The 21,103-nt window shown below is 70.4% G+C and carries 15 protein-coding genes and 2 tRNA genes; 6 read left to right on the top strand and 11 right to left on the bottom strand.

The window, feature by feature from the left end; all coding sequences use genetic code 11:
- Positions 1–26 precede the first annotated feature (26 nt).
- From IPJ17_04550 to IPJ17_04530, 5 genes are all read right to left on the bottom strand, one after another.
- On the bottom strand, positions 27–1,352 hold the full coding sequence (locus IPJ17_04550; GenBank protein ID QQR74862.1) for an ABC transporter permease: 1,326 nt from the start codon (positions 1,350–1,352) through the stop codon (positions 27–29).
- Positions 1,342–2,244 (bottom strand): ATP-binding cassette domain-containing protein, encoded by a 903-nt coding sequence (locus tag IPJ17_04545; protein ID QQR74861.1) that lies wholly within the window; start codon positions 2,242–2,244, stop codon positions 1,342–1,344. Before IPJ17_04545 ends, IPJ17_04550 begins: the two co-directional genes overlap by 11 nt.
- Positions 2,245–2,328: 84 nt before the next feature.
- Positions 2,329–4,464, bottom strand: coding sequence for a glycosyltransferase (locus tag IPJ17_04540; GenBank protein ID QQR74860.1), 2,136 nt, complete (start codon positions 4,462–4,464; stop codon positions 2,329–2,331).
- Entirely contained in the window at positions 4,461–7,175 is a 2,715-nt protein-coding gene (locus IPJ17_04535) for a glycosyltransferase (protein QQR74859.1), read from the bottom strand. The genes IPJ17_04540 and IPJ17_04535 overlap by 4 nt, the downstream gene beginning before the upstream one ends.
- A gap of 50 nt (positions 7,176–7,225) precedes the next feature.
- Positions 7,226–8,593, bottom strand: a complete 1,368-nt coding sequence (locus IPJ17_04530; GenBank protein ID QQR74858.1) for a hypothetical protein — start codon at positions 8,591–8,593, stop codon at positions 7,226–7,228.
- A gap of 208 nt (positions 8,594–8,801) precedes the next feature.
- Here IPJ17_04530 and IPJ17_04525 point away from each other — a divergent pair, with 208 nt between their 5' ends.
- Positions 8,802–10,706, top strand: a complete 1,905-nt coding sequence (locus IPJ17_04525; GenBank protein QQR74857.1) for a hypothetical protein — start codon at positions 8,802–8,804, stop codon at positions 10,704–10,706.
- 34 nt (positions 10,707–10,740) lie between these two features.
- Here IPJ17_04525 and IPJ17_04520 read toward each other — a convergent pair whose 3' ends face one another.
- The 3 genes from IPJ17_04520 to IPJ17_04510 all read right to left on the bottom strand — a co-directional run bounded on the left by IPJ17_04520 (position 10,741) and on the right by IPJ17_04510 (position 13,232).
- Complete coding sequence (locus IPJ17_04520; protein ID QQR74856.1) at positions 10,741–11,988, bottom strand: DUF4785 family protein; 1,248 nt, start codon at positions 11,986–11,988, stop codon at positions 10,741–10,743.
- A gap of 16 nt (positions 11,989–12,004) precedes the next feature.
- Positions 12,005–12,823, bottom strand: a complete 819-nt coding sequence (locus IPJ17_04515) for a hypothetical protein (GenBank protein ID QQR76085.1) — start codon at positions 12,821–12,823, stop codon at positions 12,005–12,007.
- 315 nt (positions 12,824–13,138) lie between these two features.
- A tRNA-Ser gene (locus IPJ17_04510) sits at positions 13,139–13,232 on the bottom strand.
- Positions 13,233–13,357: 125 nt separating this feature from the next.
- Here IPJ17_04510 and tkt point away from each other — a divergent pair.
- From tkt to IPJ17_04485, 5 genes are all read left to right on the top strand, one after another.
- Positions 13,358–15,385 carry a transketolase gene (gene tkt / locus IPJ17_04505; protein QQR76084.1) on the top strand — a complete coding sequence of 676 codons (2,028 nt, stop codon included), beginning with the start codon at positions 13,358–13,360 and terminating at the stop codon, positions 15,383–15,385.
- Between the two features lie 151 nt (positions 15,386–15,536).
- Positions 15,537–16,148 (top strand): hypothetical protein, encoded by a 612-nt coding sequence (locus tag IPJ17_04500; GenBank protein QQR74855.1) that lies wholly within the window; start codon positions 15,537–15,539, stop codon positions 16,146–16,148.
- Between the two features lie 14 nt (positions 16,149–16,162).
- Entirely contained in the window at positions 16,163–17,284 is a 1,122-nt protein-coding gene (locus IPJ17_04495) for a L,D-transpeptidase (protein ID QQR74854.1), read from the top strand.
- Between the two features lie 10 nt (positions 17,285–17,294).
- Complete coding sequence (locus tag IPJ17_04490) at positions 17,295–18,008, top strand: L,D-transpeptidase (protein ID QQR74853.1); 714 nt, start codon at positions 17,295–17,297, stop codon at positions 18,006–18,008.
- Positions 18,009–18,012: 4 nt separating this feature from the next.
- Entirely contained in the window at positions 18,013–18,663 is a 651-nt protein-coding gene (locus IPJ17_04485; GenBank protein ID QQR74852.1) for a hypothetical protein, read from the top strand.
- A gap of 33 nt (positions 18,664–18,696) precedes the next feature.
- Here the strand turns inward: IPJ17_04485 and IPJ17_04480 are convergent, their stop codons facing one another.
- The 3 genes from IPJ17_04480 to serS form a co-directional block, all read right to left on the bottom strand.
- The gene (locus IPJ17_04480; GenBank protein QQR74851.1) at positions 18,697–19,449 is read right to left on the bottom strand and encodes a M48 family metallopeptidase; all 753 of its coding nucleotides are present in this window, start codon (positions 19,447–19,449) and stop codon (positions 18,697–18,699) included.
- Between the two features lie 70 nt (positions 19,450–19,519).
- Positions 19,520–19,609: transfer RNA gene (locus IPJ17_04475), tRNA-Ser, on the bottom strand.
- Positions 19,610–19,669: 60 nt separating this feature from the next.
- Positions 19,670–20,950, bottom strand: coding sequence for a serine--tRNA ligase (gene serS / locus IPJ17_04470; protein ID QQR74850.1), 1,281 nt, complete (start codon positions 20,948–20,950; stop codon positions 19,670–19,672).
- Positions 20,951–21,103: the final 153 nt, after the last annotated feature.

The following is a 21,103-nucleotide window of genomic DNA, read 5'->3' as shown; positions in this document are numbered from 1 at the left end:
CGGCGACCCGCCGGGCCCCTGTCGTCTCAGGCGTGGCGCACCCAGCGCCAGAGCTCCTGGAAGGTCGGCTTCTTGCCGTACATGAGGATTCCGACTCGGTAAACGCGGGCGCAGACCCACACCAGCACGACGATAAAGGCCGAGGTGAGCAGGTAGCCGAGGGCGATCTGCCAGGCGGGCGGCATCTTCACCGCGATCCGCAGCATCATGAGCAGCGGCGTGAACGGCGGCACCAGCGACAACACCACGGCGAGCGTCGAATCCGGGTCGTTGATCACCGGAACCATGAGGAGCACCGGAGCGATCAGGAAGATCACCACGACGCCGGCGAACTGCTGCGCCTCCTGGATGTTGTTCGTGGCGGCGCCGATCGCCGCGTACAGCGTCGCGAAGAAGAAATAGCCGAGCAGGAAGAGCACGAGGAAGTGGCCGAAGACGGCGAGCGAGATCTCGGGAAGCTTCCCACCCGGCAGCCAGGCCATCGCCGTGATGACCCCTGGCGCCGTCAACGCCGCCATCGTCGCCAACCAGATTCCGAGCTGCGTGAGCCCCACCAGACCGATGCCGGCGAGCTTGCCGAGCATCAGGTCGAACGGCCGCACGGCGGCGACGATGACCTCGACGACGCGTGACGCCTTCTCCTCCAGCACGCCGTTGAGCACTTGCTGGCCGTAGATGGCCACCACCATGTACAAGAGGAAGAACAGGAAGTAGGCGAGGAAGAAGCCGGCGATGCCGGCCTCCGCACGCTCGCCCTCCTTCGACAGTCGAACCGTCTCGAGCTCGACGTCCCGGGTCATCGCCGCGATCCTCTCGGCGTCGAGCCCGGCCGACTCGATCCGATACCGGCCGACGACTTGCGACAGCACGCGCTCGAGCCGCCGTTGGGTGATGAAGTTCGACACGCTCTCGGCGCGGTACTCGACCTGACTCTTGTCGAGCACCTCGTTCGAGATGCGGATCCAGGAGTCGATCTTCCCGTCGAGCACCCGCCGGTCGAGCGCGGCGCGCTGCGCCGCCGGCTCCTCCGGCTTGACCTGCTCGATCACGAAGCTCGCCGTCTCGGGCTGCTCGCGCGCCTTCTCGAGCACACCCTCGTTGCCGGACTTCTTCTGTCCCTTGCCGGTGAGGGCGGCAGCAAGGGCTTCGCCGACCTTGCCGGTCTCGTCGACCACCGCCATCCGATGGGTCGCCCGCGCCTTCGACGCCACCAGGCTCGGCACGAACACCATCGCTCCCATGAAGAGAGGCAGCAGGACGGTCGAGATCCAGAAGCCCTTGGTCTGCACCCGAGCGAGGTACTCGCGTCGGGCGATCGCACCGATCGAACCGAGCTGCAGGTCACGAAGCATCGCCCACCGCCTTGATGAAGAGGGTTTCGAGATCCGGCTCCTCGGAGCGGAACTCACGCACCGCGAGGAAGCTCACCAGCTCGCGCAGCACCGCCGTGGCATCGGCCTCCGGCGCCAGCAGCAGGCGCTGTCCACCGGGGCCGTCGATCACCTCGACGACGCCGGGAACCGCCCGGGCCCGCGCCAGGTCGCCGATGGCCGAAAGCCGGAACACGTTGCCGCCGCGCTCGCGCTTGAGTGCCGCGAGCTCGCCCTCGAGCAGCACGCGACCACGCGAGATCAGACAGATCCGGTCGCAGAGCTTCTCGGCGTGCTCCATGATGTGCGTCGAGAAGAGGATCGTCGTGCCCGCCGCCCGCAGCTCGGAGAGCACCTCCTTGAGCGTCCCCTGATTGATCGGATCGAGGCCGGAGAACGGCTCGTCGAGGATGACGATCTCCGGCTGGTGCACGAGCGCGCCGACGATCTGGATCTTCTGCTGCATCCCCTTCGAGAGCGCCTCGATCTTCGCCTTGCCCCACGCTCCGAGCTCCAGTCGCTCGAGCCAGGCGGCGGCACGACGCTGTGCTTCCCGCCGGGCGACGCCGTTGATCTCGGCGAGGAAGACGAGCTGGTCGATCACCGTCATCTTGCGGTAGAGACCGCGCTCTTCCGGCAGATAGCCGATACGCCGCAGGTCCTGACGCGTGCGCGGTCGCCCGAAGAAGAGAACCTCGCCGCGGTCCGGAGCGAGGATGTCCATCACCATGCGGATGGTCGTCGTCTTGCCGGCGCCGTTCGGTCCGAGCAGGCCGTAGAGCGAGCCCTTCGGCACCGCGAACGACACCGACTCGACCGCCACGAAGTCGCCGTACGCCTTCCTGACCTCGCGTAGCTCGAGGGTCGCTTCCACGTCGCACCTCCCAGGCGCCGACGGTCGCCTCGTGGCGAGGTCGAACCAGGCGCCGGGGCAGTTTGACCGAATCGGTCGCGCCGCTCAACTGGCTGCGGCGCGCCGCGCCAGGAGCTCCTGGTAGAGGGCGTCGATGCACGCCGCGTGGCCTTCGCTCGAGCCGACGAGCGCCGGGGCCTCCCGCCAGCGGGCGAGCCGACCGGGATCGCGGACGGCGCTTCCGAGGAGCTCGACGAGCTCCCCCGGCCGCTCTGGGTCGAAGAGCGCTCCCCGCCCTTCGCGCGCGCCGCCGAACAGCTCGGCGAGCGCGCCGCGTGACGATGCGAGCACCGGAATCCCCCGCACCAGGGCCTCGCGCGCGGCGATGCCGTAGGACTCGAGACCCAGAGAGGGCACGGCCAGGAGGTCGATCCCGGCGAATGCTGCGTCGCGCTCGTCTTCCGGAAAACGCTCGCGCAGCTCGAGGCGGGTCTCCCCGGCGGCACGTCGGACCTCGTCGACGTAGGCGGGATCGACGCTCGCGTCGCCCCAGAGTCGAAGCTCGACCGATCCGGGCGGCAGGGACGCCGCCGCGGCAGCGAGAAGATGCGCCCCCTTGTGGGGCAGCAGGGAACCGAGGAAGCCGACGACCAGCGGCCACCCCGGCTCGCGGTGCCGCGGCGGTGCATGCGTCGGCCCCGGGGGCGGCACTCCGTAGTCGAGCACCCAGACCGGAACCCCCGCGGGGAGCAGGCCGCTGCGCCGATACGATTCGACGACCGCGGTCGATCCGGCGACGAATCCGCTCGCCCGGCGCATCGCTCGACGCACCAGCTCACGACGCAGGGCGAAGAGGAGCCGGTTGAGCAGCGGCGCCGGCGGCAGGGCGGTCAGCTGCAGGCAGGCGGCGCAGCGCCCCGGCGCAGGCCCTGGACAGAGCCGCCGGGCGCGGTCGAGCAGGTTGGCCCGCGCGCAGAGACCCCACCAGTCCTGCAACTGCCAGACCACCGCCGCCCCCGAGCGCGCCGCGACGCGCGCCAGCCCCAGCCCGTGCCCGGCGAGATGATGCAGGTGAACGATCGCCGGTCGCTCCGCGGCGAGAAAGCGCGCGAAATCGCGCTCGCCCCGCGGATCGCTCAGGGCATTGCGAACGAGCGGGTGGCGACTGCGGAAGTTGTTGACCCGCAAATGGACGCGCACCGCCCCTTCGAGCCGTTCGCGCACCGCGCCGTCGGAGCGCATTTCGTCGGCCAGGCGCGCGTACACCGAGACCGGCCGCCCTCGAGAGGTCTGCCAGGCGACGAGCCGAGCCGCATAGATCTCGGTCCCCGCCTGGCTCCAGGGTGGCCAGCCGTGGACCACGTGTGCCACCGGCTCGAGGGCCGGACCCGACGCTCCCGTCCGCGCGTTGGCCGCCGCGGCCAACGCGGCCAGCAGCGGCGTGCGCGCCTCCGCCAACGGGTCGGCGGCGAGGAAGGCGGCGAGGTCCCGCCAGAATCCGGGATGGCGGCGACGCAACCGACGCTCCGCCCGCCGGACGCGGCGCCCGCGTTCCGCTCCGAAGCTCGCCTGACCCTCGTGGAAGATGAAGGTCGCATCGTCGAGGACGTTCTCCCAGCCTTGCGCGGCCAGGCGGAGGCAGAGATCGGTCTCCTCGCCGTAGCCGAGTCCCCAGGTCGCTTCGTCGAACCCTCCCACCTCCTCGAGCGCCGTGCGGCGCAGCCAGAGGCAGTGTCCGACCCCGGTCGGCAGTCGCGGGTAGAGCCGCCGCGAGACCCGCGCCACCAAGGCGGCGAAGCGATCGACGTCGTAGCCTGCCGGAAGGGTGTTCTCTTCGAGCCAGCGCGGCACCGAGGCGATCGTGCCGGCATTCGTCAGCGGCGTCACCGTCGCGACACGCGGGCCGCTCGCCGCGGCTTGCGCGAGCCCGTCGAGCCAGCCGGCGGCCACCTGCGTGTCGGCGTTGAGCAGCACGATGTCGCGACGGGCAGGCCGCGTCGCCGCGATGCCGTCGTTGACCGCGGCGGCGAATCCCCCGCGCACCGCAAGTCGCCGCACCTCGGCCCGGCCGAACGCCGCGACCGCCGCTTCGACGGCCGGCGGCTGCGGACCGTCGAGCACGAGCGTCACCCGGTGCCGCGCGCCGTCGGTGTGGCGCTCCAAGGTGGCAAGACAGCGGGCCAGCGCCTCGGCCGCACCGTAGACCGGGACGATGACCTCGACCCCGGACGGGTCGCTCACCGTTGCCCCCGCCGTTCGATCGCATCGTTCCCGAGCCGAGCGAGCTCGGCCCGCAGCCGGCGTCCCGCCGCCTCCGGCGAGTAGAGCGCGGCGACGCGCTCGCGCCCGGCCGCCGCTCGGCGGCGGACCTCGTCGCCGCCGGCAGCGACCGCCAACATGAGCTCGCTCGCCCGCCCGAGGTCGGGATCAGCCCATACCGCCGCAGCCGGGTAGGGCGCGTTCCCTGCGCCGACGCAAACCCGTCGATGGGGAATCACGAAGCCCGTCTCGTCGTCGAGGAAGTCGTCGACCCCGCCGTAGCCGGTCGCGATCACCGGCTTTCCCAGGGCCATCGCCTCGATCAGCGGAACCCCGAGCCCCTCGGCGCGATGGAGCGACACGTAGGCGTCAGCGGTGGCGTGCAGGCGTTGCATTCCTGCCATGTCGAGGCTCGCGTCGACCACCGTGACCGGCAGGCGGGCGACCTGCCGACGGATCTCTCGGGCGAGCGACGAGTCCGGATCGAGGTGCTGGGTCTTGAGGACGAGCGCCAGCGGTCGCTCGGCGCGACGACAGGCCTCGCCGAAGGCCGCCAGCAGACCGAGCGGGTTCTTGCGTTCCGGCACCGAGCGCGCGTCGAACGCGAAGAGGAAGAGGAAGGCGCGCGGATCCACGCCGAGCTCGGCGCGATCCGCTGGCGGTTCCTGCGGCGCCGGCACGCAGGGCGGAACATGCCGCACCGGGATCGGCGAGAGCGATTCGAACGCCTCGGCCGCGAAACGAGTCGGCGCCCAGACCTCGTCGAGCGACGCGAAGGCGGAGGCAAGCTCGAGTGGGAAGTGCGCGACCTCCCAGAACCAGTAGCCGACGTGGATCCGGCCGGCGGTCGCCGAGCGTGGCAACCGCGAGAGCGCCTCGGCTGTCATGTCGGCATTCGCATGCAGGAGGGTGATGTCGAAGGGGAGGCCCTCCTGGTCGCTGCGCGCTCCGGTGATCCTTGCCGCGTCGCGGTCGAGATCGAAGAGCACGCCCGGTACGCCAGCCGCCTCCAGGGCGACGCTCATCTGGCGGCAGATCGCGGCCGTTCCCGTCGTGCCACTCGCCCAGCCGACCACATTGACGCCTCCCTCGCGGCGAGCCGCGGGATCCGGCGCTCGCCCCGCGATCGTCGGTCGACCAGCCGACGGCTCGGGGAGCCTCGAGCTCTTCCAGGAGGCATCCACCGCCCGCGCCCGCTGGCGCAGCCACCAGAGGCGGGACCACCACGCGTCCTTGATCGACAGGGATCGACGAGTGGGCAACCAGACTTCGCGAGGAAGCGCCAGCTCGGCCCGGGCATGCGTCACGAACCAGATCGCGAGGTCTCTCCGGTCGGCTCCCTCCGGGTCCGCGAAGCGCACGCGAAGGTCGCGGCGGCTGGCCACCAGCTCGAGCGCCAGCGGCGGCAGGAACGCGGCCCGTCCGGTCGTGGTCGCTTCGCCGATGGCGACCTTGCCGCTCGAGCCGACCGGCCGCACCATGCTCGCCGCCTCGAGCTCGGCGAGGACCGGGTCCGCGAGCCCGAGGCTCGCGCGGTGCGCCACCAACCAGGCCGAGAAAGCGCCGCGATCGCGCCCCTCCGGCTGCGGAAAGCGCACGCGAAGATCGGCTCGACTCTCCCAGAGAGCCATCGCCAGGCGGGGCAGGGTCGTCCCGGCGCTCCGTCCCGAATGCTCGGCCCAAGCACGAAAAGCGTCCGTTCCGGTCACCTGGAACGGGTCGGGCCAGCGGCGACCGCCCGGGTCGACGCGCGCCAGCAGGTGCCGGGCAGCCGCGGGGATCGGGACGCCGTCCGCGTAGCAGCCGTAACCGTAAGCGAGCCGCCGCTGCTGGCGATGGCCGGCGGTTTCGAGCCGCTCGGCATAGTCGGCGAACAAGGGGGCGAGATCGGGACGGTCGCTCAGCCGGTATCGATTCTGGAAGCGCGACAGGAGGTCGGGTCGCTCGAGGTCGTAGCCGCTGAAATGAAAGAAGCGCAACGGCTGGTCGCCGACACGGAACGCGCCTTCCGCATTCCGGTCGAGCCGGCGATGCGGCAGATTCCAGTAGGCCATGTTGAGGCCCGGATCGCGCAGGACGGCGACCCGCTCGACGAGCGCCGGCGCCAGGTCCATCCACTTCTGGTCGACGAAAAGCCCGTCCTCGATGGCGTGAACGCAGTCGCGCGCCAGCCTCTCCTCCCACCAGCGCAAGAACGAGAGGGCCTCCGGCGAGAACCGGACGCCGAGGAAGCCGAGGTTGTAGACGCCCGAGACCAGCAGCTCGCGCTCACCCGGAACGGCATCGTCGCCGATCGGAGCGGTGATGTGGGGCGTCAGCAGGAGATCGGCGTGCTCGAGCCGGTCGAAGAGCTCGTCGAGTGGCGAGAGCACCAGGATGTCGGGATCGAGGTAGACGGCGCGGTCGCAACCGAAGCGTGAGTGCAGGTGGCGAAGAAGGGTCGGCTTGAGCGCCGTGCCGAGCTCCAGCACGGAATACCGGAAGGCCATCGTGCGCAGACCCGGGAGATCCAGGTCGCTCGCGGCCACGGTCTCGAACGGCTCGGTCGCCGCGACGGCACCTTGCGGGGGCGGATCGACGAGGAGCACGACGAGTCGCGCGTCGCGATGATGCTCGCGCAACGAATGCGCGAGGACCCGGGCATACGCCAGGTAGTTGTGCGCAACGATGGTGCAGAAGCAGGAGGTGCTCACGACCGGATGATTCTAGAGGCCGCGGCGAACCCGCGCCGCGGAGCCGCCGGTCACAGCAGTCCGAGACTCCGGTAGAGCTCGAGATGAGCCTCCACCGCGTCGGGAGCTTCGGTCATCGCCACCGAAGGAAACGGTTCGGCGAGCGCCGCCATCACGCCGGTGACACCCGCCTCGAGCGGCACCAGCCGGCCGGCGCCGAATCTCGGGAGCCGCTCGGCGAGGGCTCCGTGCGCGAAGGCGACGACCGGCACGCCGGCCGCGGCACACTCGTCGAGCACCAGGCCGTACGACTCGGGGACGACCGAGAGCATCAGCGCGGCGTCGACCTGCTCGCGAACCAGCAGCCTGGTGAGCGTCCCGGTGCGGTAGTAGCCACGCACGGTGACCCCGGCGCCGCGCAAGCGATCGAGCCAGACCGGGTCGCCGTTGCCGAAGGAGCTCCAGCGCACCGGCGGTCCGCTCCAGCTGCGCACCAGGCGCTCGAAGACATCGGCCCCTTTGTGCGGCTGGACGCTGCCGACCAGAGCAAGATGACGCGGCGGGCTGAGCGGCGCGCGCCGCGCGGCGCCGTGGCCGCCAGACGAGGTGGGCGGCACGATCAACCGGCGAGCCGGAAGACCGGGAAACAAATCGTCGTAGGCCCGGGCAAGGAAGGTCGAGGGAAAGAGCAGCGCCTCCGCTCGCCCGAGTAATTCGGCCATCGCTTTTCGCCGCTCGGACTGGAAACCGTCCGGGAGCGACCAGCTCTGCGCCAGGCAACGTGCACAACGCGCCGCGTCGCGAGAAAAGTCGCAGAAGCGCTCGTCCGGCAAGGCGAAGAGATGGGGGCGCAGGCAGAAGCCGGAGAAATCGTGCAGGCTGACGATCAGGCGCACCGGACGATGCGCTACCGCCAGCAAGGCTCGAGGCGACCAGCCGGCGAGGCCGTGGAGGTGGATCAACTCGGCCCCGACCTGATCGACCGCGGAGCCGACGAGCGCCACCTGTTCAGGGAGTTCCAGCGCGCTCGGCGAGGGCGCCGGAGCCGCGAAGCGCAGGTGGGCTCGCCAGGCACCTCGACGCAGCTCGAGACGCCAGTTCACCCGATCGGGGTAGAGCATGGCGAGAGGCCGACGAGCTCCTTCGCGTTCGAGCCTCGCGCCGAGCAACAGCTGCGACCCGCCGAGCCAGGGAACGGGCTGCGCGGCGGTCAGGTCGAGGACCGGAAAGGTGCCATGCGTGCGGGCCGCAGCGCTCTCGAGGTGTCGGTAGCGGAACCGCCGCCGTGCTTCGGCAAGGTGGTCGAGCAGACGCTCGCGTACCGCTCGTGCCCCTTCGCTCTGTGCGACCCGGCGAACCACGTCCCGCAGGCGCGCCGGTCGCTCGCCTTCGACCGGTGAGGTGGCGATGGCGGGCGTGGGGCGGCGAGGGGCGGGCATAGTTGCGCGACTCGGGCGGCTCGCCGTTGCACCTCCGGACGAGGTGCGGACGTGGGCGGTCAGCCTACCGCAGTCTCAGCGGCCCTTGCGCCGCGGCACGTCGAGACCCGCTGCTAGAGTTCGCGGCAATGGTTCCTACGCCCGGCGACCGGAGGAGGTCCCGCCTCGCCGCGAGACCCGGGTCGGCGCACGGACCTCGGACCTCGCGATGATCGCCGCCCTCGTCTGCTTCGTCCGGCCGCTCGCGGTCGCCGCCCTGCTCTCGCTGCTGGCCGCCGGACTCGGGCGACGGATTCTCGGCCGGCGACCGGGCACGTGGGAGGAGCTGGCCCTCGCTCTGCCCCTCGGCCTGACCGCTCTCGGACTGGCCGCATTCGCCCTGCTCGCCCTCGACCTGCTCCGCCCAGGGCCCTTGGCCATCGCCACGGTCGCCCTCGCTCTGTTCGCCGTCCGCGGGCTCGGGATGCTGCGCCACGACCTCGCCGAGCGCAGGCAGGCGGCGTCACGAACGCTCTGGCGTCTCGCCATGATGGTCTCCGGCGCCAGCGCGGTGATCCTCTCGGCCCTCGCGCTCTATCCGCCGACCGCATGGGACGCGACGATCTATCACCTGCCGCTCGCCCGTGCCTTCGTCGAGGCCGGGGGGTTCGTCTTTGCCTCCCACCTGCGCGTTCCGATCTTCCCGCTCCTGGCCGAGAGCCTCTTCGCGGTCCTGGACCTGGCCGGCGGGGAGCTCGCCACGCAACAGTTGCAGGTCCTCGCCACCCTGGCCACCGCCCTGGTCGCTGCCGCGTGGGCACGCGTGCGTCTCGGCCACGGCTTGGCCAGCGCTGCGCTGGCCGCCGCGGTCTTTCTCGGCTCGCCGATCGTCGTGCTGTACGCCGGAACGGCCTACGTCGATCCGCTCCTGGCGATGTTCAGCTCCGCATCCCTGTTGGCGCTCGACCGCTACCGCCGCAGCGGAGAGCAACGGCTGGCGATCGTGGCCGGGCTGCTGGCCGGCAGCGCGGCAGCCGTCAAGTACCTGGGGCTCTACTTCGCGGCCGTCGTCCCCGTGGCCGTGGCCTGCACGTCACCGCGTTCCGCCGAGGTCCGGCAACGCCCCGTCCGCATGCTCGCCGTCGCCGGAGTCGCGGCGGCCCTGGCCCTGGCTCCGTGGTACCTGCGCCTGCTCGCCACCACCGGGAACCCGGTCTTTCCGTTTGCGTCCGGGATCTTCGGCGCCAACGAATGGACGGTGGTCTCGCGAAGCGCCACCGAGCTGCGGACGAGCGAGGGCGGCGTGTTGCCCGAGGGGATAGCGGCGGTCCCGCAGCGGCTCGCGGCGCTTCCCCGACTGCCGGTCGACCTGCTGCTGGCGCGGGCTCGCTATAACCGGCAGGCCCCCTTCTCACCGGCGTTTCTCTTGTGGTGGCCGATGGTCGCGGTCCTGCTCTGGCGCCGTCCGTGGTCTCGACTCCCGCTCGCGATCGCGGGCGCCTACGTGCTCTGTCTGCTTCCGCTTCCCGCGGACTCACGCTACCTGTTGCCGGTGTATCCGCTCGTTGCCGTGCTCGTCGCCGACGCGCTCGAAGCCGCTCTCGAGCTCTCTCGCCCCGCAAGAGGGCGGGCGCGAACGCTCGTCACCCTGGCGGCGACGACCCTCGGCCTCGGACTTCCCGCCTATGCCGCCGCTCATGCGATGCGCCTGGGTGCCCTGCCGACGGACTCGCGATCGCGGGAGGTGTTTCTCGAGCGGAACGTCCCCGGCTACCGGGGAATCGCCGCCGCCAACGCTCGGCGGCGGGGTGAAACCACCTACCTCCTCCTGCTCGAGCGTCTGCACTACTACGCCGAGCACGACGCGATCGGTGACTTCAGCGGGCCCGCGCGCTTCGAGCTCGTCCTGCCATTGCTCGACGACCCGGCAGCCCTTCGCTCCCGCCTCGTCGGCCTCGGCGCCGACCTCCTTCTCCTGCCACGGAGCACGGCCGAGAGCCTCCCGCGGAACGAGGTCTTTGCCCATTGCTTCCGCACCGTGTATCGCGACGACGAAGTCGAGCTTCTCGAGGTCGTCGCACCGGAGCCGCGGGGCGAGAATCGCGGCGGAAGCGGAGGACGCGACGCCGGTTGAGATCCGGCGTCGCGTCCCCGCCCCGTTCGTCAGGTCAGGGGACGAAGGCGAGCGCCCGCTGACGCCGTTCGAGCAGTCCGAGTCGCCCTTGGTCCCGCAGCTCGAGCCCTCGCAACTCCCAGGGGCCGGTGAGTCCGGAAGACTTCAGCGTGGCGGCGTCGAAGCGGAGGGTCAGTGCTCCCTTTCCGGCCGGCAACCAGGCCGCCGCATGGCCGGTCGCTGCAGGGCGCAACTGCCCTTCCCGATCGAGGCCGTAGAGCAGACCACGCACCTCGTAGCGACCCTCGCTCGCCGCTTCCACCCCCAGACGAACCGTCCGCTCACCCTGGCGACCGCGCAACGCCTCGGCGTTGCCGTCGAAGCGTCCGGTCGGCGCCGCCACCGAGAAGGCCACCCGGGTCGAGCGCAGGACCGGCACGCCATCGCGCACCCCGCCCACCGAGCCGACGAGCTCCCAGAGCCCACCGGTGCCCGACTCCACCGCTGGCGGCAGGCTCGCGACGGCAACGAAGCCACCGTCGGAGCTCCGCTGGAGCGACACCGGGAAGACGCGCCCGCTCGGCGAGGTCAGGAACCCGTCGGCACGATCGATTGAGGGGACGACGCCGTCGGCCTGCAGGCGCAGCGCGACGTCGATCCGCTCACCGGCGAGGAAGTTCCCTCGGGAGGCCTCGGCGACGAGCGCGACGGTGCTTGCGCGATCGAAGACGTGGACCACATAGCGACCCGCTGCCGCCGCCGGCAGCTGCAGCACGAAGCGTCCGCCACCGAGCTCGTCGCGCAAGCGCAAGGCACACGTTCCCTCGGCGAACGGAGCGTCCGCCGCAGCGAGCTGCTCGGCGGTGACGAGCGTGTCGGCGGCCTCCTCGGCGGTCAGTTTCTGGCCGTTCGGCGACTCGATCCGCAGATCGTGCGGATCGACGACCTGCCCCGTCGCTCCGGGATCACCGGGTTGGATCCGCACCAGGGCTCCCGGGGCGGTCGTGAAGATGGCGAAACCGGCTGCGAGCTCGGAGCCGCTGACGGCGACCCAGTACTCGCGGCTCGCCGACCGCGGCGGCGCCGGGACGCTGTCGATCTCGGTCGTCGCCTCGACGGGCCAGCTGAAGGAAAGCTCGGCCCGCTCGGCGGTCGCCATCGCCTCCACCCCCTTCGGTGCCGACAGCGTCGAGGCCACGAGGTCGCCCGCCGTCGGGCGTTCGAGCTGCGCCGCCCCTCCCGCGGCAACGACTGCAAGCGGCAATGCTAGGAGCCAAAGCACCATCTCTCGCTTCATGCGCATGGTCTCTCCCCTTGTCTCAGACGTCGTCGCGCAGGAAGACGTCGAGCCCGAAGCACTTGCGACGGCTCTGGTTGTGCGAGAACGGCTCGGCCCCGTTCGTCCGGCTCTTGTCGTAGAACCAGATGCGTCCGGCGCCAGCCTGGCTGGTGCAGTTGAGGAAACCGTCCGAGCAGCTGTCGAGCCAGGCCTGGGTGATCTCGAGGCCGAGGTTCAGCGAGTAGCCGCCGCAGTAGCTGTCGGGATCCCAGATCGCCGTGTCGACGTCGGTGCCGACGACCGCCCAGAAGCCCTTGGGCAGCGCCGGACGCCCGCTCGTCCCGTAGAGGTTGTTGGCGTTGTAGTAGGCCATCCACGAGACCTGTTGCTGGCGTACCGCGTCGCTCTTGTAGCCGAGCAGCCAGCCGAGCGACTGCTCGAAGACGGTACCGTTGATCACCGCATCGGCGAGCGGGGTGCCCAGCGAGGAGGGCGCGAGAGCATCGACCCAGCGGATGCGGCTGATGATCGTCGGGTAGCGGCTGTCGAAGGTCGGATTCGACAGGATCCAGCGCATGACGTTGCCGCCATTGGAGTGGGTGATCACGACCAGGTCGTCGATGCCGCGCGAGGTCACGAAGTTGTAGAGCGCCCCGGCAAGGCACCCCGCCGCCTCGGGTTTCCACATGTACTGGGTGAAATCGCAGTTGACGACGGCGTAGTTTGCCGTGTTCGGCAGCCCCTGCCGGACCGAGTCGACGAGCTCGCGCGTCCAGTAGTCGTCGAGGGCGTTGGTCTGCTTGCCCGTGCCGTGCACGAAGGCGACGCCGGTCACCGCCGCCTGCACGGGAGCGCCCAATGCACCGGCAAGCGCCGCGGCCGCGAGCCCGCGGGAGAGTAGTCGACGCATCGTCGCGACCTCCTTGGTCGATCGTGCGGAGCGCCGATGCTCCGCGCTGGCGGCCCAACGCAAGGTCCATACCGACCTGGCGGAGCGCTCGCCCCGGCGAAAGGGGTGACGCCGGAACGATTTGGCGGGGGGATGGCGGGGCGAAGCGTCAATCGTTGACCCGGCGAGGGGTCAAAGTGCGGCCTGGGCTTCGGCCTTTCGGATCAATCGATGACCCGAGGCGCCCACTGAACGGATGGGAGATCGAGCTTCCGAGGGGGAAACTGGCGGAGAGGGAGGGATTCGAACCCTCGATACAGGTTTAGGCCCGTATGACGGTTTAGCAAACCGTTGCCTTCAGCCGCTCGGCCACCTCTCCGGAAGGCACTGGGAGGCCGATTCTAGGGAGAGCGCCGGCGAGAGTCAAAGCGGCGGCGAACTCGCGGGTCGGAGTAGACTGAATTGTCGGGCGCCGCCCGCCCGCAGAACCTTCCGGACTTCTCGATGATCTCCCGCGAACGCGACCTGCTCGCCGTCAACACGCTGCGCTTCCTCGCCGTCGACATGGTCGAACGGGCCCGCTCCGGACATCCGGGAGCACCGCTCGGACAGGCGCCCGTCGCCTACACGCTCTGGTCGCGCCTCCTCCGTTTCGACCCGGCCGACCCCGACTGGCCCGACCGCGACCGCTTCGTCCTGTCGTGCGGGCACGCCTCGGCGCTCCTCTACTCGCTGCTCCACCTGGCCGGCTTCGACCTGCCGCTCGCCGAGCTCGAGCGGTTCCGCCAGCTCGGTTCGCGCACCCCGGGACACCCGGAGCGCGGCCTGACCCCCGGCGTCGAGGTGACGACCGGCCCGCTCGGCCAGGGAGTGGCCACCGCCGTCGGCATGGCGATGGCCCAGCGGCTGCTCGCCGCTCGGTTCAACCGGCCCGGATTCCCGCTCTTCGATCACCGCATCTGGGTTCTCGCCGGAGACGGCGACCTGATGGAGGGCGTCGCCGCGGAGGCCTGCTCGCTCGCCGGTCACCAGCGGCTCGGCCAGCTCAAGCTGATCTACGACGACAACCGGATCACCATCGACGGCTCCACCTCGCTCGCGTTTTCCGAAGACGTGACCGGGCGCTTCGCCGCCTATGGCTGGCGGATCGTCGAGGTGGCAGACGGCAACGACCTCGACGCGTTGGGCACGGCCCTCGAGACCGCCGCCGCCGAGAGCGAACGACCCGTGCTGCTGCGGGTGCACACCCACATCGGCTACGGCAGCCCGAACAAGCAGGACACCGCCGAGGCCCATGGCTCGCCGCTCGGCGGGTCGGAGATCGAGCTGACCAAGCAAGCTCTCGGCTGGCCGACCTCACCGACGTTTCTCGTTCCGGACGGGGCGCGCGAGGCCTTCGCCCCGGCACGCGCACGCGGCGCCGCGGCGCGCGCGGAGTGGCTGGCGCATGTGGCGGCCTACCGGGTCGCCCACCCCGACCTCGCCGACGAGCTCGCTCGCCGCATCGCCCGCTGCCTTCCGGCGGACTGGGATGCCGGGCTCCCGTCCTTCGCCGCGGACGCGAGCGGCCTTGCCACGCGCGTGGCCTCGGGCAAGGCGATCAACGCCCTCGCTCCCCGATTGCCCGAGCTCGTGGGTGGCTCGGCCGACCTCACCCCGTCGAACAACACCCAGATCGACGGCGCGGCGGACTTTTCCTTCGCCCATCCGGACGGCCGCTACTTCCATTTCGGCGTGCGCGAGCATGCGATGGGCGCCGCGCTCAACGGGCTCGCGCTCTCGGGCCTGGTGCGACCGTTCGGAGGCACGTTCCTGGTCTTTTCGGACTACATGCGGCCGGCGATTCGGCTGGCGGCGCTGATGCGCGTGCCGGCAATCTATGTCTTCACCCACGACTCGGTCTTTCTCGGCGAGGACGGCCCGACCCACCAGCCGATCGACCAGCTTGCCGCGCTGCGGGCCATCCCAGGCCTTGTGGTGCTGCGTCCGGCCGATGCCAACGAGACGGTCGCCGCCTGGCGGGTGGCGATCGAACGGCAGGACGGTCCGACCGCACTCGCGCTGTCGCGCCAGAAGCTCCCGACCCTTGCCGGTACCGTGCATGGGGCCGCCGAGGGCGTCCGGCGCGGCGCCTACGTCGTCTTCGACGGCGCCCCGGGGACGACGCCGCGGGTGCTCCTGCTCGCCAGCGGATCGGAAGTGGCACCGATCGTCGCCGCCGCGACGGCACTCTCGACAGAAGGGATCCCCTGCCGGGCGATCTCGATGCCGTCCTGGGAGCTCTTCGCCGCCCAGCCGGCGGACTACCGAGAGCAGATTCTCCCGCCGAGCGTTCGTGCACGCCTGGCAGTGGAGGCGGGGTGTGGTCTCGGCTGGCACCGCTGGGCAGGAGATCAGGGCTCCGTGGTGAGCCTCGACCGCTTCGGGGAGAGCGCTCCCGCCGAGGTTCTGGCCGAGCATTTCGGACTGACCGCAGCGGCAATCACGACCAAAGCCAGGGCTCTGGCGACCGGCCTTGCCGCGGAAGCCTAGCGGGCTCCGATCCTTGTGCTATACTGCGCGCGTATGAAACCCAGATCGGGGCTGTTGTAGGACAACTCCTCCAGCCCGCACCCCCAACAATCACGACGTCCCCAACTCATCGATCGGAGTGGGAAGACCCCATAAGGAGGGAGAGAAAGTCATGCGTAACAAGAAGCTTGTCCTTGGGTTCGCCGCGCTGATGGTCGTGGCTCTGACCACCGGTTGCGCCAAGCCCCCGCAGCAGGAGATCGACGCTGCCAAGGCCGCCGTCTCCGCCGCCGAGGCCGCCCAGGCCGCCAAGTACGCTTCGGAGGCTTGGGACAAGGCGCAGCAGGCGATGAACGCCGTCAACGCCGAGGTCGAGGCGCAGAACCAGAAGTTCGCTCTGTTCCGCTCCTACACCAAGGCCAAGGAGCTCGTCGCGGCCGCCACGCAGGCTGCCAACGAGGCCAAGGACGCCGCCATCGCTGGCAAGGAGAAGGCGAAGAACGAGGCTCAGGCTGCCATCGACGCCGCCAAGGCCGTGGTCGCCGAGGCTCAGACCGCTCTTGCCGACCTTGGCAAGTGCAAGCGTCAGCCGAAGGACTTCAAGAAGGACCTCGAGGCGATGAAGGGCAACCTTGACGGCCTCGCCGCCCAGGTCACCGGCATCGAGAGCGCGTTCGCGGGTGAGGACTTCTTCGGCGCCAAGGCCCAGGCCGAGTCGCTGAAGGCCCAGGTCGACACGCTCAAGACCGACATGGCGGGCGCCAAGACCAAGATCAAGTGCTAAGAGCCTAGTCGCTCTTGGTCGATCTTCTTCGCATCATGCGACCGGCGGTTTCCTTCCGCCGGTCGTTTCTTTTTCTCTCGATCGGATTGCTCGCCCTGCTCGGGGCGACCACCGTCTGGATTCATCGGACGGGCGAATCGCCTTCGCGTTTCTCCGTCGCCGCCTCTCGCCGGGCCGCTCACCGCGCACTGCGCGTCGTCCGGCCGGAGTCGCCGGACACCGCGAAGCTGGTCGACCGCCTGGTCGCCGACGCGGAAGTGATCACGGCCCAGGAGGGCGCGGCACAACCGTGGGACCGCTCGCCGGGCCGGGTCGAGACCGCCTGGGTGCGCGTCTTGACGACCGTTCGGCGCGCCGCCGTCGACATCAATACCCGGGCAGCCGCCGCCGAGAAGCGCTGGAAGGAGCTCGCCGCCGCCGCCAGCACCCAGGTCGCCCAGGCCCACGAAGAAGCCGGCGAGGCCGGCGTCGGGGCACGCGAGAGCTCGGCCGCCCGCCGCGCCGAGTATCACCTCGGCCTGGCCCGCAAGTTCGCCGCCAGTCGCGCCTTCGACCGCGCCAACGTCTCGGCGATGATGGCCCTCGACTTCGCTCAGGTCGTCCACAAGAGCTGGAAGGACCTGCATGCCCGTTTCGGCGAGCCGCGCAACCTCGCCACCTGGCGCGGCTGGGTCGAGGAGACGATCGCCCAATCGCGTCGCGACGGCGGCTCGGCGATCGTCATCGACAAGCTCAAGCGCCGCCTCTACCTCTATCAGCGCGGCGAACGGGTGGCGACGCTCGAGGCCGAGATCGGCGCCAAGGGGTTGAAGCGCAAGCTCCACGCCGGGGACATGGCGACGCCGGAGGGGCGGTACCGCGTCGTCCAGGTCAAGGACGGGCGGAGCACCAAGTACTACAAGGCCCTGCTGATCAACTACCCCAACTCCGAGGACTACGCCCGCTACCGCATGGGGCGGGCGACCGGACAGGTTCCCGTTCGAGCCGGAATCGGAAACCTGATCGAGATCCACGGTGACGGGGGCCAGGGACGCGACTGGACCAACGGCTGCGTCGCGCTCACCAACAAAGACATGGACCTCGTCTTCGCGCGCTCTCGGGTAGGGACGCCGGTGACGATCGTCGGAACGTTCTAGGATGGCCGTCATGAACGACCCGCTCGGCTCGACGAGGAGCATCCCGCCCCCGGAGCCGCCTCCGCCGAAGCGCCGGATCTGGCTGCGCCTGCTCGGCCTCGCCCTGCTCGCCGTGGTGCTGGTCGCCGTCGCCGCCTCGGCGGCTCTCGCCCGCTTCGGTGGGGCCTACGCCGACGTCCCCTTCGTCGCCACCAACAGCCTCGCTGTCGATCCCGAAGCGAAGGTCATCTCGCCGGCCAAGGCGGAGAAGATCGAGGCGCGCCTCGCCTCGTTCCGGCCGACGGGGATCTACGTCACGGTCGACACCTACCGCAATCGCCTGAAGGTCTTCGAGGGCGATCGCCAGGTGCGCGAGGCGGTCTGCTCGACCGGCACCGGCATCGTGCTGCGCGACCCACGCTCGGGGCGCAAGTGGGTCTTCGACACGCCGCTCGGCGAGTTCCCGATCCTTCGCAAGCAGAAGAACCCGGTCTGGAGCAAGCCGGACTGGGCCTTCGTCGAAGAGGGCTACGAACCGCCGCCGGCCGGCTCGGAAGATCGTTTCGACAACGTCTCGCTCGGCGACTACGCGCTCTACATGCCCGACGGGTACATCATCCACGGCACCATCTTCAAGACGCTGCTCGGCAAACGGGTGACGCACGGCTGCGTCCGGCTCGGAGACCAGGACCTTGAATTCGTCTACAAGACGGTTCCTGTCGGCGCTCGCGTTTTCATGTACTAGCGCGGTGCTCGGGGCCGCCGAGCCACCCCCGGCGCGCACGCCCGAGCAGTTGCGACTCGTCGAGCTCGAGGGCAACCTCGCCAAGCTCCCGCAGGTCTACCTCGCTCTCGACCCGGCGGCCCAGCGTCTCGACGTGCGGCTGCGCGGCATCGTGCTCGAGCGCATCGAGCTCGTCGCCGTGACGACGCTGCGCTTCCGACCGCTCTTCGGCGAGGACCAGGCGCCGCCTCTGCTCGCCCCGGCGGTCTGGTCGGTGAGTGAAGGTCCGGGCGACACCGATCGCGAGACGATCGCCCCGGTCACCCTCAAGCCCTATCCCAAGGAGGGCGAAGAGGAAGAGGCGCCGGCCGAGCCCGGGGCCACCCCCACTCCCGCAGCGAAGAAGCCGGGAGACGACGACAAGCCGTCCACCTATCGCGTCCGGCTCGACAACGAGTGGCAGCTCTACGTGATCAACGAGGTGCCGCAGCTCGATGGATGGAGGCGCTATCAGGACGCCGTGATGGACGGCTGGCAACGGATCCGTGGCGAAGAACCGGCCCATCCGCCGCTGCTCACGCTCGTCATGTCCGCCGACGACGCCAAGCGCCTCCACCACCTCTTCCGCGCCAAGATGCCGATCCTCGTCGGCGACGGCATCGCCGCGATCCGCTGAGCAACCGGCCGCGGACCCCGCTCCGCGCCACCTTCAGTCCCAGGTCCACCCGATCTCGACGCTGGCGTGCCGCAAGGCACGCCGGCGTGCGCGAAAGTCCGGCTGATCGCACTCGACGAGGCGCCAGAACGCGGGCCCGTGATGGTGCTCGGCCAGATGGGCGAGCTCGTGCACGATGACGTAATCGACCAGCGCCGGGTCGAGGAGGATCAGCCGCCAATTGAAGGCGATCCGGCCGTCGCGCGCACACGAGCCCCAGCGCCGCCCCATCTCGCGGACCGCCACGCCGATCGGAGCCCGTCCGACCTCGCCGGCAATCCGCTCGACGCGCTCGCCGATCCACGCGCTGGCATGCCGCCGGGCCCAGCGCACGAAGTGATGACGTCCCTTTCCCACCGCCTCACGCGACAGCTCGAACCTCCCGTCGACCAACTCGAGAATCGGCCGACGGCGATCGACGAGATGCAGGGGCAACGGCTCGCCGAGGCAAGGGAGGCGGTCGCCTTCGCCGAAGGTCGGGGCCGCCGGCACGGGGCCGCGCGCCGCCCGCGCCGCGAGGTGCTTGTCCACCCAGGGACGTTTCCGCCGGGCGAACTCGACGAGGAACGACGGGGCGCAGCCCGACGGCGCGGCGAGGCGCAACCGCCCGCGCGCGTCGATGGCGATCTCGACCGTCCGTCGGCGCGTGCTCCAGCGCAGCTCGTAGACGAGACCGTCGACGTCGAGCGAGCGCGGCTCGGTCTGCGGCGCGCGACGTTTCCGGCCGAACAGGCGCACGAGACTCATCGAGAACCGACCTGCCCGAGAAACGGCGTGCGAGACGGCAGCCGGAGAGGACTGTCGCAGGGGACGAGCATGGCGGAGGGGGCGGGATTCGAACCCGCGGGACCGTTGCCGGCCCTCCGGTTTTCAAGACCGGCGCAATCGACCGCTCTGCCACCCCTCCGCAGGGTCAGGAGCTTAGCAGTCCGTCTCCATTCGAACGGCGCGCCGCGCCGCGTCGACCTCACCGGCCGGTGATCCGCTCGACACCACCCATGTAAGGCCGGAGCGCCGGCGGCACGGTGACACTGCCGTCGGCCTCCTGGAAGTTCTCGAGAATGGCGATCAGCGTCCGGCCGACCGCGAGGCCCGAGCCGTTCAGGGTGTGGGCGAGCTTCGGCTTGCCGCCGTCGGCAGGCCGGTAGCGGATGCCGGCGCGTCGCGCCTGGAAGTCGCCGCAGTTCGAGCAGGAGGAGATCTCGCGATAGGCGTTCTGTCCCGGCAGCCAGACTTCGAGGTCGTAGGTCTTGGTCGCCGAGAAACCCATGTCGCCGGTCGAGAGGCAGACGACGCGGTACGGCAGGCCGAGCCGCTCCATCACCCGCCCGGCGTTGGCGGTCATCAGCTCGAGCTCGTCGAAGCTCGTCTCCTCGGTAGCGAAGTGCACCATCTCGACTTTGTTGAACTGGTGCTGGCGGATGAGGCCGCGCACGTCCTTGCCGTACGAGCCCGCCTCGCTACGGAAGCAGGGCGAGTAGGCGGTGTAGCGGATCGGCAGCGCCGCGGCTTCGAGGATCTCGCCGCGGTGCAGGTTGGTGACCGGCACCTCGGAGGTGGGGATCAGGTAGTACGGGAACCCTTCGAGGTGGAAGAGATCCTGCTCGAACTTCGGCAACTGTCCGGTCCCGAGAAGGCTTTCCCGGTTGACGATGAACGGCGGCAACACCTCGGTCAGACCGTGCTCGAGGGTGTGCAGGTCGAGCATGAACGAGATGAGCGCCCGCTCAAGTCGCGCCCCGGCGCCGAACGAGGCGGTGAACCGTGCCCCGGCCACCTTGGCGCCACGCTCGAAATCGAGGATGCCGAGCGCCGTGCCGAGGTCCCAGTGCGCCTTCGGCTCGAAGTCGAAGACCCGCGGCTCGCCCCACACCCGCTCGACGCGGTTGGCCCGCTCGTCGGCACCGCGCGGCACCGTCTCGTGCGGCAGGTTGGGAATCGTCATCTCGATCGCCTCGAGCTCGGGATCGAGCGCCGCGAGGCGTGCCTCCCCCGACTCGATCCGCCCCTTGAGATCCGAGACCGCGGCGATCGCTGCCCCGGCGTCGGCGCCCTGCGCCTTGAGCTTGCCGATCTCCTTGCTCGCCTCGTTACGCCGACGTTTGGCGTCCTCGAGGTCGACAAGGAGGGTGCGGCGTTCGGTGTCGAGCGCCTGCCAGGCGTCGAGCAGGTCGGTCGAGTGGTGGCGGTCGGCGAGAGCGCGGCGAACGCGCTCGGGGTCGCTGCGGAGAAGGTCTCGCGAGAGCATGGGCCGGTCACTCTAGCCCCCGGCTCGCGACAGCGTCAAACTCACAGCGCCCCGCGAGCGACGGCGGCGGACGCCGGCGCGTAGACCTCTCGAGCGGCCGCGCGCGCTCGTGCTGCGGATAGGATGAGCCGTTGCCGCCCCTTCAGCCTTGTC

This window comes from Holophagales bacterium (assembly GCA_016699405.1).
Classification (GTDB): Bacteria; Acidobacteriota; Thermoanaerobaculia; order Multivoradales; family JAGPDF01; genus JAAYLR01.
Note: the sequence above shows the minus strand (reverse complement) of the source record. Positions and strands in the feature narration are given on the sequence as shown.